This window comes from Pseudomonas sp. AL 58 (assembly GCF_036348395.1).
Lineage (GTDB): Bacteria > Pseudomonadota > Gammaproteobacteria > Pseudomonadales > Pseudomonadaceae > Aquipseudomonas > Aquipseudomonas defluvii.
Genome location: NZ_JAZBQR010000001.1, coordinates 41,416 through 56,083 on the forward strand (window position 1 = coordinate 41,416; position 14,668 = coordinate 56,083).

Below are 14,668 nucleotides of genomic sequence, written 5' to 3' on the forward strand. Positions count from 1 at the left end.
ATGGGTATCGATCTACCGCTGATCTGGGCCGTGATCATCATCTTCGGGATCATGATGTACGTGATCATGGATGGTTTCGATCTGGGGATTGGCATGCTCTTCCCCTTCATCAAGGACGACCGTGACCGCGACGTGATGATGAACACTGTTGCGCCGGTCTGGGACGGTAACGAAACCTGGCTGGTGTTGGGCGGCGCGGCATTGTTCGGCGCCTTCCCGCTGGCCTATGCCGTGGTGCTGTCAGCGCTGTACCTGCCGTTGATGCTGATGCTGGTCGGGCTGATCTTCCGTGGCGTGGCCTTCGAGTTCCGTTTCAAGGCCAAGGCCGACAAGCGTCACATCTGGGACAAGGCGTTCATTGGTGGCTCGCTTGCGGCCACCTTCTTCCAGGGGGTCGCGTTGGGTGCCTTCATTGAAGGCTTCAAGGTGGTCGACCGTTCCTACGCCGGTGGTAGCCTGGACTGGTTGAGCCCGTTCAGCCTGTTCTGTGGCGTGGGCTTGGTAGTCGCCTACACCTTGCTGGGCTGTACCTGGCTGATCATGAAAACCGAAGGCAAGTTGCAGAAGCAGATGCACGATCTGGCGCGGCCGTTGGCGTTGGTGCTTCTGGCGGTGACCGGCATCGTCAGCCTGTGGACGCCGCTTGCGCACCCGGACATCGCCACGCGCTGGTTCAGCCTGCCGAATCTGTTCTGGTTCCTGCCGGTACCGATCCTGGTGCTGGTCACCCTCTATGGTCTGCTCAAGGCAGTGGCGCGTAATGCCCACTACACCCCGTTCCTGCTGACCCTGGTGTTGATCTTCCTGGGCTACAGCGGGCTGGGTATCAGCCTGTGGCCGAACATCATCCCGCCATCGATCTCTATTTGGGATGCTGCTGCGCCACCACAAAGCCAGGGCTTCATGCTGGTCGGCACCTTGTTCATCATCCCGTTCATTCTGGGTTACACCTTCTGGAGCTACTACGTGTTCCGCGGCAAGGTGACCCACGAAGACGGCTACCACTAGGGTTTGAATGGAGGGTGTGAAATGGCTGTTAAAGAAACCGTTAACGCCGAAAAAAAACCGCTCTGGCAACGCTTGGGTTGGTTGGCGGTGATCTGGACGGGCAGCGTCGTGACCTTGGGGATATTCGCCTGGCTGATGCGCCTGTTCATGAGCGCTGCCGGCCTTAGCACCCATTAGGCAAACTCCCATTACCGCCTTGCGGCGGCCTCTCACCCTTCGTAGCGGTTCGCTACGAAGGGTTTTTTTTGCCTGTTCACTTGCGCGCTTTCAACACCACGAACTTGGGGTTGGCCCCGACTTGTTCGACGCCACGGAACAGCCGCGCCAGTTTGCTGTGGTAACCCAGGTGGCGGTTACCGACGATGTAAAGTGCACCGCCGGGGACCAGTGCTTCGCGGGCCTGCTGGAACATGCGCCAGGCCAGAAAGTCGCCGACCACCTGCTGCTGATGGAACGGCGGGTTGCACAGCACCACGTCCAGTGAGCGCTCGGGCTGGCTGGCCAGGCCATCGTCGGCGCGCACTTCCACGTCACGCTCACCCAGCGCCGCGTGCCAGTTTTCACGGGCCGACTGAACCGCCATATAGGACTCGTCGACCAGTGTGTACTGTGCCTGTGGGTTGGCCAGCGCACTGACGATCGCCAGCACGCCGTTACCGCAGCCAAGGTCGGCGACCCGCGCTTGCCCGAGGTTCTTTGGCAGGTAGGGAAGGAAGGCCCGTGTGCCGATGTCCAGGCCTTCGCGGCAGAACACGTTGGCATGGTTGAGCAGGTTCAACCCCGGCTCGTCCAGACGATAACGGGTCGGGTAGGGCGAGGTGAAGGGGGCTTTGCTTTCTACCGTGGCGATCAGCAAGCGTGCCTTCTTGCGCGCCAGGGAGGCCTGCACCGGGCCGATGTACTTTTCCAGCAGATCGCCAGCGGCACGTGGCAAGTGCTTGATCATCGCGCCAGCGATGACCTGAGCGCCTGGAGCCAGATGCCCCTGCAGGCGAATCAACTGCTCCTCAAGCAACGCCAGGGTTTTGGGAACGCGCACCAGCACGCGTTCGAACGGGCCTTGCCACGCGGCACTGGCCGGAACGAAGGTGACACTGTCAAAGGGCTGACCGTTACGCGGCAGGTTCTTTTCCAGACCGAGCCTTGCCAGGTATGAGTCGCCACTGCTGACCACCTGCACATGACGGCTCAAACTGATGGCCAAGGCACCGAAACTGTCATTCAGTACCAGCACCCGAGCACTGCTCGGCAGCGCCTGTTCGGCCAGGTGCTCAAGCAGGTACTCGTCGGCGGCATCAAACGCTTGTAGGGGGTCGTTGGCTTGTTCGGGTTGGCGGATCAGGTCAAGTTCGGCAAAGGGGTTGATCAGCAAGGGCATGGCATAAGGCTCTGGGGCATCGGCGGCCGTCGCGGCGAGCGACGGCAAGTTGACGACGATTCTACAGGGTTTACACCGTACTGACTGGCGCTTGGCGCGTCATAAAAGGCCATTCATGGCGGCCCGGACAACCGCGCTGGTCTTGTTGTTGGTATTCATCTTGGCCATGACGCTACGGATATGGAAATTAACGGTGCTTTCAGACAAGGCCAGAATACAGGCGATGTCGGCCGCGGTTTTGCCCTCGGCGGACCACTTGAGCACTTCGATTTCCCGAGCAGTCAATTCATATGTCAGGCGTTTGGGTGGGTGAATGCGCTCTACGATCAGGGTGTGTATCAGGTTACATAGCCATAAGGTATGGCAGACCTTGTCAAAGAACTCGGCAGTCGTTATAGGGCCGTTCGCCCGAAGCACGCTGAGCATGCTCTGATTGCCGCGAGCATCGTGTATGGCCAGGCTCCAGCCGAAACGCAGGCCAAAGGACTGTGCTTCCTCCCAGTATTCGGGAACCTCGGCAAACGCGTTGTCATCCCAGAGAATGGCGGCCAGTGATTGCTGACAATGGGTTGCTATGGGGTCAATCTTTATGTAATCGCCCTGTTGGTAGCGCGTGTTCCATTCACTTGGGAAGTTGTTCAGAAGTATGTACTGAGGGGATTGGGTCGCAACGTGCCTGCGGATCGTGAACCCCAGGAAGTCCATGCCTAGCTGCTTTGCCAGGGACAGTGCAATTTCAAACAGCTGCTGTTCGTTGTGTTCATTGAGCAGCTGTTGCATCTGCTCCTGGTTCCAATAGGGCATGGCAAGTCACCTCCTTTTGATGGATCCAAACTCCGTGTGTTTTTGATTGTAGGAAAAGTCCTAGTATTTGCTTGGGTTATTTTGCGATAGCAGGTGCAGGTATCGCTTACTAATCGTCCGTGTTTATGCGGCGCATTTTGCGAGACACTGGTCTTAATCGACGATTGGAGCAGGTCATGACTGCCAGCGAGGAGAAGTTCACGCGTCAAACGCTGTTGGATGTTCAGCCGCTGACCCCGAGTCTGTTCAGTTTGCGGATTACGCGTGACCAGGGGTTTCGTTTCCGTGCCGGGCAGTTCGCGCGCCTGGGCGTGACACGGGCTGATGGCAGTGTGGTCTGGCGTGCGTATTCAATGGTCAGCGCCCCGCACGATGAGTACCTCGATTTTTTTTCCATCGTGGTGCCGGGAGGGGAGTTCACAAGCGAACTCAGCCGTTTGCGTCAGGGTGACAGCCTGCTGATTGATCGCCAGGCATTCGGGTTTCTGACCCTGGACCGCTTCGTGGGTGGACGTGATCTGTGGTTGTTGGCAACCGGCACGGGTATCGCTCCCTTTCTATCAATCCTGCAGGATTTTGAAGTATGGGAGCGGTTTGAACGCATCAAGTTGGTGTATTCGGTGCGTGAGGCCCGGGAGCTGGCTTATCAGCCGCTGATTGCGGGCCTTGAACAGCGCGATTACCTGGCCGAGTACGCGGGTGCGTTGCAGTTCATTCCCATCGTTACCCGTGAGCAACACCCAGGTGCACTCAACGGGCGCATCACTCGATTGATCGAGAATGGCGAACTGGAGCATGTTGCCGGTGCAGCACTGACGCCCGAACATTCACGGGTGATGATCTGTGGTAACCCACAGATGATCGATGACACCCGAGCGCTACTCAAACAGCGCGACATGCAATTGAGCCTGAGCCGTCGGCCCGGCCAGGTTGCGGTGGAAAACTACTGGTAGCAGGCATCAGGCGCTGGCGCACGCGGGCGCCAGCGTTGTGTCGCTTACGGCTTGTTGCTTTGGCTCTTGAGCAGGTCACGAATCTCAGTCAGCAGCTCTTCTTCCTTGGTGGGGACGGGGGGCGCGCTGGGTGCTACGGCTTCTTCGCGCTTGAGCCGGTTGATCGCCTTTATCCCCATGAAAATGGCGAAGGCGACGATGATGAAGTCGATGACGGTCTGGATGAACTTCCCGTAGGCCATGACCACTGCGGGCACATCACCTTCGGCGGCTTTCAGGGTGACTGCCAGGTCGCTGAAGTCCACCCCACCAATCAACAGCCCAATGGGTGGCATCACTACATCGCCGACAAAAGATGAGACGATTTTGCCGAAGGCCGCGCCGATAATGATACCGACCGCCATGTCGACCACGTTGCCCTTGACCGCAAAGGCTTTGAATTCACTGAGCACGCCCATGGTTTATTCCCTGTAACAGATGAGATTGGTGAAAACAGTGTAAATCAGCTATGCGAGTCATGCTTATCGCTGCGGCTACAGACTGTGGTTATACCGAAAAGTTTTGTCTTCCAGGGTTGGCCCCATGGGCTTGCCTGCTCGGCTATCATGGCGGTTTTTCCAGGAGACCGCCCCATGGCCAAAGCCAAGCGCATGTACGGCTGCACCGAGTGTGGTGCGACCTTTCCGAAGTGGGCCGGGCAATGCGGTGAATGCGGCGCCTGGAATACCCTGGTCGAAACCGTGTTGGAAAGTGGCGCAGCCGCAGCGCCCAGTGGCCGCAGTGGCTGGGCGGGGCAGCAGGCGCAGATCAAGACCCTGGCAGAAGTCAGTGTCGAAGAAATTCCGCGTTTCACCACGGCCAGTGTCGAGCTTGACCGTGTGCTGGGTGGCGGGCTGGTGGATGGTTCGGTGGTGTTGATCGGCGGCGACCCGGGTATTGGCAAGTCGACCATCCTGCTTCAAACCCTCTGCAACATTGCGACCCGACTTCCGGCACTTTATGTCACGGGCGAGGAGTCGCAGCAACAAGTGGCCATGCGTGCGCGCCGCCTGGGTTTACCGCAGGACCAGTTGCGGGTCATGACCGAAACCTGCATTGAGAACATCATCGCTACCGCCCGGGCGGAAAAGCCCAAGGTGATGGTTATCGACTCGATCCAGACCATCTTCACCGAGCAATTGCAGTCGGCCCCTGGCGGTGTCTCGCAGGTGCGCGAAAGTGCGGCCTTGTTGGTGCGTTATGCCAAACAGAGCGGTACGGCCATTTTCCTGGTCGGCCACGTGACCAAGGAAGGCGCCTTGGCCGGGCCGCGCGTGCTGGAGCATATGGTCGATACCGTGCTGTATTTTGAAGGTGAGTCCGATGGACGCCTGCGTTTGCTGCGGGCCGTGAAGAACCGTTTTGGTGCCGTCAATGAACTGGGCGTGTTCGGCATGACCGACCGTGGCCTCAAGGAAGTATCCAATCCTTCGGCCATCTTCCTCACCCGTGCCCAGGAGGAGGTTCCCGGCAGCGTAGTCATGGCCACCTGGGAGGGAACTCGGCCGATGCTGGTGGAAGTTCAGGCGCTGGTTGACGACAGCCACCTGGCGAATCCTCGGCGAGTGACGCTTGGTCTGGATCAGAACCGGCTGGCAATGCTCCTGGCGGTGCTGCACCGCCATGGTGGCATCCCGACCCATGACCAGGACGTGTTCCTCAACGTAGTCGGTGGTGTGAAAGTGCTGGAAACCGCCTCCGACCTCGCACTGTTGGCGGCGGTGATGTCGAGCCTGCGCAATCGCCCCTTGTCCCAGGACCTGCTGGTGTTCGGTGAGATTGGCCTGTCGGGCGAAGTCCGCCCGGTTCCCAGTGGGCAGGAGCGCCTCAAGGAAGCCGCCAAGCATGGCTTCAAGCGCGCCATTGTTCCCAAGGGTAATGCGCCAAAGGAAGCCCCTGCAGGCTTGCAGGTCATTGCGGTCACGCGCCTTGAGCAGGCGCTGGATGCGTTGTTCGAGTGACGCATCAGGCCTGCAAATGAAAAGGGCCGACGATTCCTCGTCGGCCCTTATGCTGCTCAGTGCATCAGTGCATCAGTGCATCAGTGCATCAGTGCATCAGTGTTCAGCCGCAGCGGTTCGTCGTTCTGACGGTGCGCCGTGGTCGTGGTCGTGTTCGCTAATGACCGGAATCTCCTTGCCGTCGGCATCGAACAGCTTGCCGTCCTCGAAGTAATCACCGTCGCGCAGGGCGGAAATGTCCGAGTAATTGATCGTGCGCTCGTAAGCGGCAGCAAACACCGACTGCTGGTCCGAGTTGCCAGTCGTGAAGTGGTTGAACGTCAGGTTCAGAAGAATCGCCATGATCGCCGCCGAGCTGATGCCGGAGTGGAAGATGGTTTCAAACCAGCTTGGGAAATGGTCATAGAAGGTCGGTGCAGCGATCGGGATCATGCCGAAGCCCAGCGAGGCGGCGACGATGATCAGGTTCATGTTGTTGCGGTAGTCCACTTTCGACAGCGTGCGAATACCGCTGGCAGCAACGGTGCCGAACAATACGATACCGGCACCGCCCAGTACTGAGGTTGGTACGGCGGCAATGATGCGCCCCATGATTGGCAGAAGCCCCAGCACCACCAGAATCACCCCGCCGGTTGCCACTACGTAGCGGCTCTTGACGCCCGTCACAGCCACCAGGCCAACGTTCTGGGCGAAGGCGCTCTGGGTGAAGGAGCCGAAGATGGGGGCAAGGATGCTCGACGCCATGTCGGCGCGCAGGCCATTGCCCAAACGCTTGGAGTCAACCTTGGTGTCGATGATTTCGCCAACCGCGAGAATATCCGCCGAGGTTTCTACCAAGGTCACCATGATCACGATGCACATCGACAGAATGGCGGCGATGTGAAAGGTCGGCATACCGAAATGGAACGGTTCAGGAAAGGCCACCAGCGGGCCGTCCAGGACCTTGGAGAAATCCGCCATGCCCAATGACCAGGCAATCAGTGTGCCGATGACCATGGCCAGCAGGATCGACAGGCGAGAGATCGCTGCGCTACCGAGTTTGCTGAGTACCAGCACGATGGCGAAGGTCAGGGCCGCCAGGCCGATGTTGGCCATGCTGCCAAACTCTGGCGATTTGCTGTTGCCCCCCATGACCCAGCGCGCCGCCACGGGCATCAGTGTCAGGCCGATGGTGGTGATGACGATACCGGTGACCAACGGCGGGAAGAACTTGGTAATGCGTGAGAAGACGGGCGTGATCAGGAAGCCTATCAGCGATGCGGCCATGACCGCACCCAACACGCCAGGCAGACCTCCACCGCCTTCACTGCTGAGAATGGCGCCCATGGTTGCCACGCCTGCGAATGAAACGCCCTGTACCAATGGCAACTGGCAGCCAAAGAACGGTAAGCCGAGGGTTTGTAGCAGTGTTGCAAGACCACCTGCGAACAATGAGGCCGCAATCAACAAACCGATATCAGCCGGCCCCAGTCCCGCGGCCTGGCCGAGAATCAAGGGAACCGCAACGATACCGCCGTACATGGTCAATACGTGTTGCAGGCCGTAAGCCAGGTTGGCGCCGAGGCCTAGGTTTTCGTCTTCGGGACGTTGCGCTGAAGACGTGCTAGCGGAGGACGTATTCATGAGGAGCAGGGTCTCTGTTTTATTGTTGTGGGCCTACTGTAGACAACAAGTGGCAATCATTACCAGAAGAATTGTATACAATTTTTAGATAGCCCGAGCGGATCTGTTGCACGCAATCGGTGTGCCATATTTTCTCATTAATGGTATGCAGGGCGTTTGGCAGGCGCGCCAACGGAGCCTTTTAGCGATCGCTAAAGGCTCTGGTGGGGATTGGGTAGTTGGCTAAACGTTCCTACGCTTCGATCAGTTGCCGCAGTTCGCGCTCAAGTTCTTCCGGGTTGGCCAGGTTCAGTTCGATCAGTCGCCGCAGGTGCGAAATGGAGTCCAGATCAATGAACTGGCAAACGAAACCCATCTGGTTGCCCTCCTCGTGACGCAACTCCACGTGCATCTTCACTTCGTCGTGGTCGTTGAGGTGTATGGAGGCATCGAAACCCTGGATAGGGTCGCCCTGCCAGCCCTCGGGGCATTCGATCAACAACCCCTTGAGCGACAGATCCAGCAGTTTGACGGGCCATCGTTGATCACCTTGCACCAGCTCGGTGCGGGCATCGAAGGGAACACGTTTGAAAAGCCGACGTTCGTGATGGTCGCTCATGGCCAAGCCCTCCGGGGTTCGCACTCAACTATAGTCCAGTGCTTGTCAGGTACGCGTGTTAGGTGCATAACAGAGCCATGAGTTTCCTGCTCGGGAGGCTCTAGATCGTAGCAGGTATGGCAATGTGCGATGACTCGCCCTAGACTCGTCGGGCAGTCTTTCAATCCACTAGCTGGAAGCTAATCATGAACAACAATAATAGCCTGCTGCGCCACTTGCCGTGGCTAGCGCTGGCAATCATCGGAGCCTGTGCGTTGGGTGTGGTTGCCCTGCGTCGCGGTGAAGCCATCAATGCCTTGTGGATTGTAGTCGCGGCGGTGGCTATCTACCTGGTTGCCTACCGTTACTACAGCCTGTTCATCGCCACCAAGGTGATGCAGCTCGATCCACGTCGGGCTACACCGGCGGTACTCAATAACGATGGTCTGGACTATGTCCCGACCAACAAGCACATCCTGTTCGGCCACCACTTTGCCGCGATTGCTGGCGCAGGGCCGCTGGTCGGACCGGTTCTGGCTGCGCAGATGGGCTATCTGCCCGGTACGCTCTGGCTGATTGCCGGTGTGGTGCTGGCAGGTGCGGTTCAGGACTTTATGGTGCTGTTCCTGTCCACCCGTCGCAACGGCCGTTCGCTGGGCGACATGGTCCGTGAAGAGATGGGCCGGATTCCGGGCACCATTGCCCTGTTCGGCTGCTTCCTGATCATGATCATCATCCTCGCGGTGCTGGCGCTCATCGTGGTCAAGGCCCTGGCCGAGAGCCCATGGGGCATGTTCACGGTGATGGCGACCATCCCGATCGCGATGTTCATGGGCGTTTACATGCGCTACATCCGCCCGGGGCGTATTGGCGAAATCTCGCTGATGGGTGTTGTCCTGCTGTTGCTGTCGATCTGGCTGGGCGGGCAGGTTGCTGCCGATCCGACCTGGTCCAAGGTCTTCACCTTCACCGGCGTACAAATCACCTGGCTGTTGGTGGGTTACGGCTTTGTGGCTGCCGTACTGCCTGTGTGGCTGGTGCTGGCGCCCCGTGACTACCTCTCGACCTTCCTCAAGATCGGCACCATCGTAGGCCTGGCGATCGGCATTCTGGTCATCGCGCCTGAGCTGAAAATGCCCGCGCTGACCCAGTTCACCGACGGTACCGGCCCTGTCTGGAAAGGCACCCTGTTTCCGTTCCTGTTTATCACCATCGCGTGTGGTGCGGTATCGGGCTTCCACGCCCTGATCTCCTCGGGCACCACGCCGAAGCTGCTCGACAACGAAACCAACGCCCGCTACATCGGTTACGGCGGCATGCTGATGGAATCGTTCGTAGCCATCATGGCCATGGTCGCTGCTTCGGTGATTGAACCGGGTGTCTACTTTGCCATGAACAGCCCGCCTGCCGTAGTCGGTAGCGATGTGGTGGCGGTGGCGCAGACGGTCAGCAACTGGGGCTTTGCCATCACGCCAGATGTGCTTGAGGGCGTAGCCAAGGACATCGGTGAGCACACCATTCTGGCCCGTGCGGGCGGTGCCCCGACCCTGGCGGTCGGTATCGCGCAGATCCTGCACCAGGTGCTGCCGGGTGAGAACACCATGGCCTTCTGGTACCACTTCGCGATCCTGTTTGAGGCGCTGTTCATCCTCACGGCGGTAGATGCGGGTACCCGTGCCGGACGCTTCATGTTGCAGGATCTGTTGGGCTCCTTCATTCCGGCGCTCAAACGCACTGAGTCGTGGACTGCCAACCTGCTGGCAACAGCCGGTTGTGTGGCCATGTGGGGGTATCTGCTGTACCAGGGCGTGATCGATCCGTTGGGCGGGATCAACACCTTGTGGCCGCTGTTCGGTATCTCCAACCAGATGCTGGCGGGCATTGCGCTGATGCTGGGTACTGTGGTGTTGATCAAGATGAAACGCCAGCGCTACATCTGGGTCACCCTGTTGCCTGCTGTCTGGCTGCTGATCTGCACCACCACCGCGGGCTTCATCAAGCTGTTCGATCCGAGCCCGGCGGTCGGTTTCCTGGCGCTGGCCGACAAGTACAGTGCGGCACTGGATGCCGGTCAGGTACTGGCACCGGCCAAGGACATCAACCAGATGCAACACGTTATCTTCAACGCCTACACCAACGCGGCGTTGACCGGCCTGTTCCTGTTCGTGGTGTTCAGTATCCTGTTCTTCGCACTGAAGGTCGGTATTGCCGCCCTTGGCAAGAAAGAGCGTAGTGATAAGGAAACCCCGTTCCACCCTGTGCCGGACGCGTAAACACTGAGGAATGCAGTCATGTTCAACGACCTTGGTCGACTGGGTAAGTACCTGGGGCAGGCAGCCCGCCTGATGGTCGGTATGCCCGACTACGACACTTACGTCGAGCATATGCAAACCAAACACCCGGACAAGCCGGTGATGAGCTACGAGGCGTTCTTCAGGGAACGTCAGGAGGCGCGTTACGGGGGGAAGGGTGGGCCCAAGTGCTGTTAACCTTGGCTGACGGCCTGTAATAAACCTGTGGGAGCACGGTACGCCGCGCTCCCACAGTCATTTTTAGCGTTCAGGAGATTTTGCGCGTGCTACCTCCAATCCCCGTTACCGTGCTCAGTGGTTTTCTCGGTGCAGGCAAGACCACCTTGTTGCGCCACCTGCTCAAGGCCGAGCACGGCCTGAAGATCGCCGTGATCGAAAACGAATTCAGCGATGCAGGTATCGACACGGAGCTGCTGGGTGACGAACCGGTGCAGGTCATGACCCTGGCCAATGGTTGTGTTTGCTGCAGTATCCATACCGACCTGACCAAGGCCCTGTTCCTGTTGCTGGAGCGCCTGGACAGTGGCGAGATCGCCTTTGACCGTTTAGTGATCGAATGCACCGGCCTTGCCGACCCCGCACCCGTGGCACAAACCTTCTTCATCGACGAAGAACTGCGTGAGCGCTACATCCTTGATGGCATTATCACCTTGGTCGATGCGGCGCATGCCGACCTCCACCTGACCCAGACCATTGCCCAGGCCCAGGTCGGTTTTGCCGATCGCCTGCTGGTGAGCAAAACCGATCTGGTCGATGCCGCCCAGTTCCAGGCCTTGAGCGAGCGTCTTGGACGGATCAATCGTCGTGCGCCGATTCATGTGGTAGAGCACGGCAAGATCGACCTGTCCGAGTTGCTTGATGTGCGCGGCTTCAATCTCAATGCCGACCTGGGTGGTGGTCTGAGCTTGCGCCCGGTTGCACAAGGCAATAGCGGTGACCGCATAAGCAGCATGGTACTGCGTACCGAGAAGCCCCTGAACATCGACCGGCTCAGCGACTTCATGAATCGTCTGCTCGAAGACCATGGCCGACAGCTGTTGCGTTACAAAGGGGTGCTCAATATTGAAGGCGAGCCACGCCGGCTGGTGTTCCAGGGTGTCTTGAAGTTGTATGGTTTCGACTGGGACCGCGCCTGGGAGCAGGACCAGACGCGGGAGAGCGTCGTGGTGTTCATCGGCGACGATTTGCCTGAAGAACAGATTCGCTCAGCGTTCGAGCAGCTGTAGGCTGCTTGTTAACTGGCGCTCAACCAATCGACGTCGCGGGCAAGAATGTTCAAGCGCAATTGGGTGCCCGACGGTGCATAACCAGCGGTCAGGTAGCCGCCGTTACCTTGACCGATGAGTGTCATGCTCAAGCTCGCCCCGGTAGCCGCTTCTTCAAGGTTGATCATGGCGAAATCGGTAGGCAGGTTCGAGAGGTCGACCGCTTGGTTGTTGTGGGCATGGCGTAACTGCCAGGCGCAAGGATCAACACCATCAATCGGGCACGCCTGAGGTACGCCTTCGGCGGTCATGAATACGCCGTGGTTCAGGTATTTGCCGCTGCGTACGTAGAGTCGATACAGTCCTTCGCTGTGTCGGAAATAGAACTCCGTGGGCGAGACATCGCTCACCACATGAAAGTTTATCAGGCCGTCGTTGCGGTCTTGTTCCCAGTCCTCATCGGTACCGCCGAGTGCACCCAGGGCCTGCGAGACTTCCAGCCCTTCAGGCCGTGCAGGGTGAGGCACGATAACGGGACGGTCGGTGGCTTCGTCCAGAGCGATGAGGCTGTGGCCGTTTATCAGCATGTAAGCGGTGAAGGAAAGTTGTTTATCGGTAGGCATAGCAGGTGATCTCCTGATCAGATTTAGCTCCCGTCTTGGGCTTTTGCCGGTATGACGTTTATCCAGAGGAGCGAGAACCAAGGTAATTTCCCAAAGCCTGTGAGGGCAGGAGGAACAATGCCCTGGTGGTCGTACCATGGGGCATCGCGGTTCTATCCTCAGAACTCATCCGGGTAGCTCAGCCAGGGTGCATTGCGCTCCTGGATATCCAGAATGAAACCCAGTGGGCTCCCTCCCGCAGTGTTGAGGTAGGTAGGCTCTGCGTCATGTCGGCTGCTCCGATGCACGAATCCTTTACCTGCACGCTGCAAAAACATGCCAACACGATCACGTTTTATATGCTCAAGTGACGTTTCGCCGCGTTGTGGATGGATCAGCTTGAAGGGGATGGGCTCCCGTTCAGCGATTACAAAGGCGCCAATGTTGCCATTCTCATCGGTACTGATGCCTCGGCCAAAATACGGGCCAAGTGAGCGGACATACAGGTAGTAACCTTCTGGGGTATGCCTGAAGTACAGGGTCAAGGGCTCCACTGTGTTGCCGTTGGCAGGTGGTTGATGGCCTAGCAAATGGGCGTCACTTCGGGGTTGCAACGCCCCGGCCAACAAGCCTTCGCCGCCGAACGGGGCGATGACTTCTGCCGGAGTTCCCCGCAGGACATCAAGGCAATGAATGGGGTATGCCTGAGTACGCAGGTGGGCGAGGAACGAGTTCTGTCGATGGGTGGGCATGGTGTTCGCCTTGTAGTTCATTGAGTGACAAAGGCGCATGGGCCTTCGTATTCGCTGAACCTAATGGCAAGGCGGTTGCCCGCTGCGTTAATTAATTACGCAGGCGAAAAAAAGCCCGGCTCAAGGCCGGGCTCTTCATTCAGCGAACTGCGATCAAGCGCCGTATACCGGCAGCTTGGCGCAGATAGCCTTGACCTTCTCACGAACGGCGTCGATCACCGCTTCGTTGTTCAGGTCGTCCAGGATGTCGCAGATCCAGCCAGCCAGTTCCTTGCACTCAGCCTCTTTGAAGCCGCGAGTGGTCACAGCCGGGGTACCGAAGCGCAGACCGGAGGTGACGAACGGGGAGCGTGGATCGTTTGGTACCGAGTTCTTGTTGACGGTGATGAAGGCTTTGCCCAGTGCAGCGTCAGCGTCTTTACCCGAGATTTCCTGCTTGATCAGCGAGAGCAGGAACAGGTGGTTCTGAGTGCCACCGGAAACGACGTCGAAACCGCGCTCGATGAAGACGCTGGCCATGGCCTGGGCGTTTTTCACCACTTGCTGCTGGTAAGCCTTGAACTCCGGCTGCAGCGCTTCCTTGAAGCAGATGGCCTTGGCGGCAATCACGTGCTCCAGCGGGCCGCCTTGGGCACCCGGGAATACGGCCGAGTTCAGCTTCTTCTCGATCTCTTCGTTCTTGCGAGCGAGGATCAGGCCGCCACGTGGGCCACGCAGGGTCTTGTGGGTAGTGGTAGTGACCACGTCAGCGAACGGAACCGGGTTCGGGTAAACGCCAGCGGCAACCAGACCGGCAACGTGAGCCATGTCGACGAACAGGTAGGCACCGACCTTGTCGGCGATTTCACGGAAGCGCGGGAAGTCCAGCACTTGCGAGTAGGCGGAGAAGCCGGCAACGATCATCTTCGGCTTGTGTTCCAGGGCCAGACGCTCGACTTCGTCGTAGTCGATCAGGCCGTTGGCATCGATACCGTACTGAATGGCGTTGTACAGCTTGCCCGAAGCGCTGACGCTGGCACCGTGGGTCAGGTGACCACCGTGTGCCAGGCTCATGCCCAGGATGGTGTCGCCAGCTTGCAGCAGGGCCAGGTAAACGGCGCTGTTGGCTTGCGAACCTGCGTGTGGCTGAACGTTGGCGTAGTCTGCGCCGAACAGCTGCTTGGCGCGGTCGATGGCCAGTTGCTCGACCACGTCGACGTACTCGCAACCACCGTAGTAACGCTTGCCTGGGTAACCTTCAGCGTACTTGTTGGTCAGAACCGAACCCTGGGCTTCCATCACGGCCGGGCTGGTGTAGTTTTCCGAGGCGATCAGCTCGATGTGCTCTTCCTGGCGCTGAGCTTCTTGCTCCATGGCGGCAAAGAGATCGGCGTCGTACTTGGCAATGGTCAAATCACGGCTGAACATGGCGGTCCTCAAGGATCGGGCTGGAAAAGGGAGGCATTCTACCTCAT

Annotated in this window: 15 protein-coding genes; 7 read left to right on the top strand and 8 right to left on the bottom strand. The window is 58.7% G+C overall.

Going from position 1 to position 14,668, the window contains the following annotated elements; genetic code table 11:
* The gene (gene cydB / locus UIA24_RS00160) at positions 1-1,008 is read left to right on the top strand and encodes a cytochrome d ubiquinol oxidase subunit II (RefSeq protein WP_065759285.1); all 1,008 of its coding nucleotides are present in this window, start codon (positions 1-3) and stop codon (positions 1,006-1,008) included.
* Positions 1,009-1,029: 21 nt separating this feature from the next.
* Positions 1,030-1,185, top strand: a complete 156-nt coding sequence (locus tag UIA24_RS00165) for a DUF2474 domain-containing protein (RefSeq protein WP_330521907.1) — start codon at positions 1,030-1,032, stop codon at positions 1,183-1,185.
* Between the two features lie 76 nt (positions 1,186-1,261).
* Here the strand turns inward: UIA24_RS00165 and UIA24_RS00170 are convergent, their stop codons facing one another.
* A complete protein-coding gene (locus UIA24_RS00170; RefSeq protein ID WP_330521908.1) occupies positions 1,262-2,386 on the bottom strand; it encodes a methyltransferase in 1,125 nt (374 codons plus the stop codon).
* A 99-nt stretch (positions 2,387-2,485) separates the two neighbouring features.
* Entirely contained in the window at positions 2,486-3,166 is a 681-nt protein-coding gene (locus tag UIA24_RS00175) for an autoinducer binding domain-containing protein (protein ID WP_330521909.1), read from the bottom strand.
* A gap of 200 nt (positions 3,167-3,366) precedes the next feature.
* On the opposite strand from UIA24_RS00175, the gene UIA24_RS00180 reads away from it, so the two are divergent.
* Positions 3,367-4,143 carry a ferredoxin--NADP reductase gene (locus UIA24_RS00180; RefSeq protein ID WP_330521910.1) on the top strand — a complete coding sequence of 259 codons (777 nt, stop codon included), beginning with the start codon at positions 3,367-3,369 and terminating at the stop codon, positions 4,141-4,143.
* A gap of 44 nt (positions 4,144-4,187) precedes the next feature.
* Here the strand turns inward: UIA24_RS00180 and mscL are convergent, their stop codons facing one another.
* On the bottom strand, positions 4,188-4,601 hold the full coding sequence (gene mscL / locus UIA24_RS00185) for a large-conductance mechanosensitive channel protein MscL (RefSeq protein WP_330521911.1): 414 nt from the start codon (positions 4,599-4,601) through the stop codon (positions 4,188-4,190).
* 174 nt (positions 4,602-4,775) lie between these two features.
* On the opposite strand from mscL, the gene radA reads away from it, so the two are divergent.
* Positions 4,776-6,143, top strand: coding sequence for a DNA repair protein RadA (gene radA / locus UIA24_RS00190; protein WP_065759279.1), 1,368 nt, complete (start codon positions 4,776-4,778; stop codon positions 6,141-6,143).
* 96 nt (positions 6,144-6,239) lie between these two features.
* Here the strand turns inward: radA and UIA24_RS00195 are convergent, their stop codons facing one another.
* Positions 6,240-7,766 (bottom strand): nucleobase:cation symporter-2 family protein, encoded by a 1,527-nt coding sequence (locus UIA24_RS00195; RefSeq protein WP_065759278.1) that lies wholly within the window; start codon positions 7,764-7,766, stop codon positions 6,240-6,242.
* Positions 7,767-7,998: 232 nt separating this feature from the next.
* The gene (locus tag UIA24_RS00200) at positions 7,999-8,364 is read right to left on the bottom strand and encodes a PilZ domain-containing protein (RefSeq protein WP_102051825.1); all 366 of its coding nucleotides are present in this window, start codon (positions 8,362-8,364) and stop codon (positions 7,999-8,001) included.
* 185 nt (positions 8,365-8,549) lie between these two features.
* Between UIA24_RS00200 and UIA24_RS00205 the strand changes: the two genes are divergently transcribed.
* From UIA24_RS00205 to yjiA, 3 genes are all read left to right on the top strand, one after another.
* Positions 8,550-10,616, top strand: a complete 2,067-nt coding sequence (locus tag UIA24_RS00205; protein ID WP_065759276.1) for a carbon starvation CstA family protein — start codon at positions 8,550-8,552, stop codon at positions 10,614-10,616.
* 18 nt (positions 10,617-10,634) lie between these two features.
* Positions 10,635-10,832: a YbdD/YjiX family protein gene (locus UIA24_RS00210; protein WP_065759275.1), complete on the top strand. Its 198-nt coding sequence runs from the start codon at positions 10,635-10,637 to the stop codon at positions 10,830-10,832.
* A gap of 86 nt (positions 10,833-10,918) precedes the next feature.
* Positions 10,919-11,881, top strand: a complete 963-nt coding sequence (gene yjiA, locus UIA24_RS00215; RefSeq protein ID WP_099773491.1) for a GTPase — start codon at positions 10,919-10,921, stop codon at positions 11,879-11,881.
* Between the two features lie 8 nt (positions 11,882-11,889).
* Here yjiA and UIA24_RS00220 read toward each other — a convergent pair whose 3' ends face one another.
* The 3 genes from UIA24_RS00220 to glyA all read right to left on the bottom strand — a co-directional run bounded on the left by UIA24_RS00220 (position 11,890) and on the right by glyA (position 14,621).
* Entirely contained in the window at positions 11,890-12,483 is a 594-nt protein-coding gene (locus tag UIA24_RS00220; RefSeq protein ID WP_099773492.1) for a hypothetical protein, read from the bottom strand.
* Positions 12,484-12,641: 158 nt separating this feature from the next.
* A complete protein-coding gene (locus UIA24_RS00225) occupies positions 12,642-13,214 on the bottom strand; it encodes a hypothetical protein (RefSeq protein WP_157767110.1) in 573 nt (190 codons plus the stop codon).
* 153 nt (positions 13,215-13,367) lie between these two features.
* Positions 13,368-14,621 (bottom strand): serine hydroxymethyltransferase, encoded by a 1,254-nt coding sequence (gene glyA, locus UIA24_RS00230; protein WP_065759272.1) that lies wholly within the window; start codon positions 14,619-14,621, stop codon positions 13,368-13,370.
* Positions 14,622-14,668: the final 47 nt, after the last annotated feature.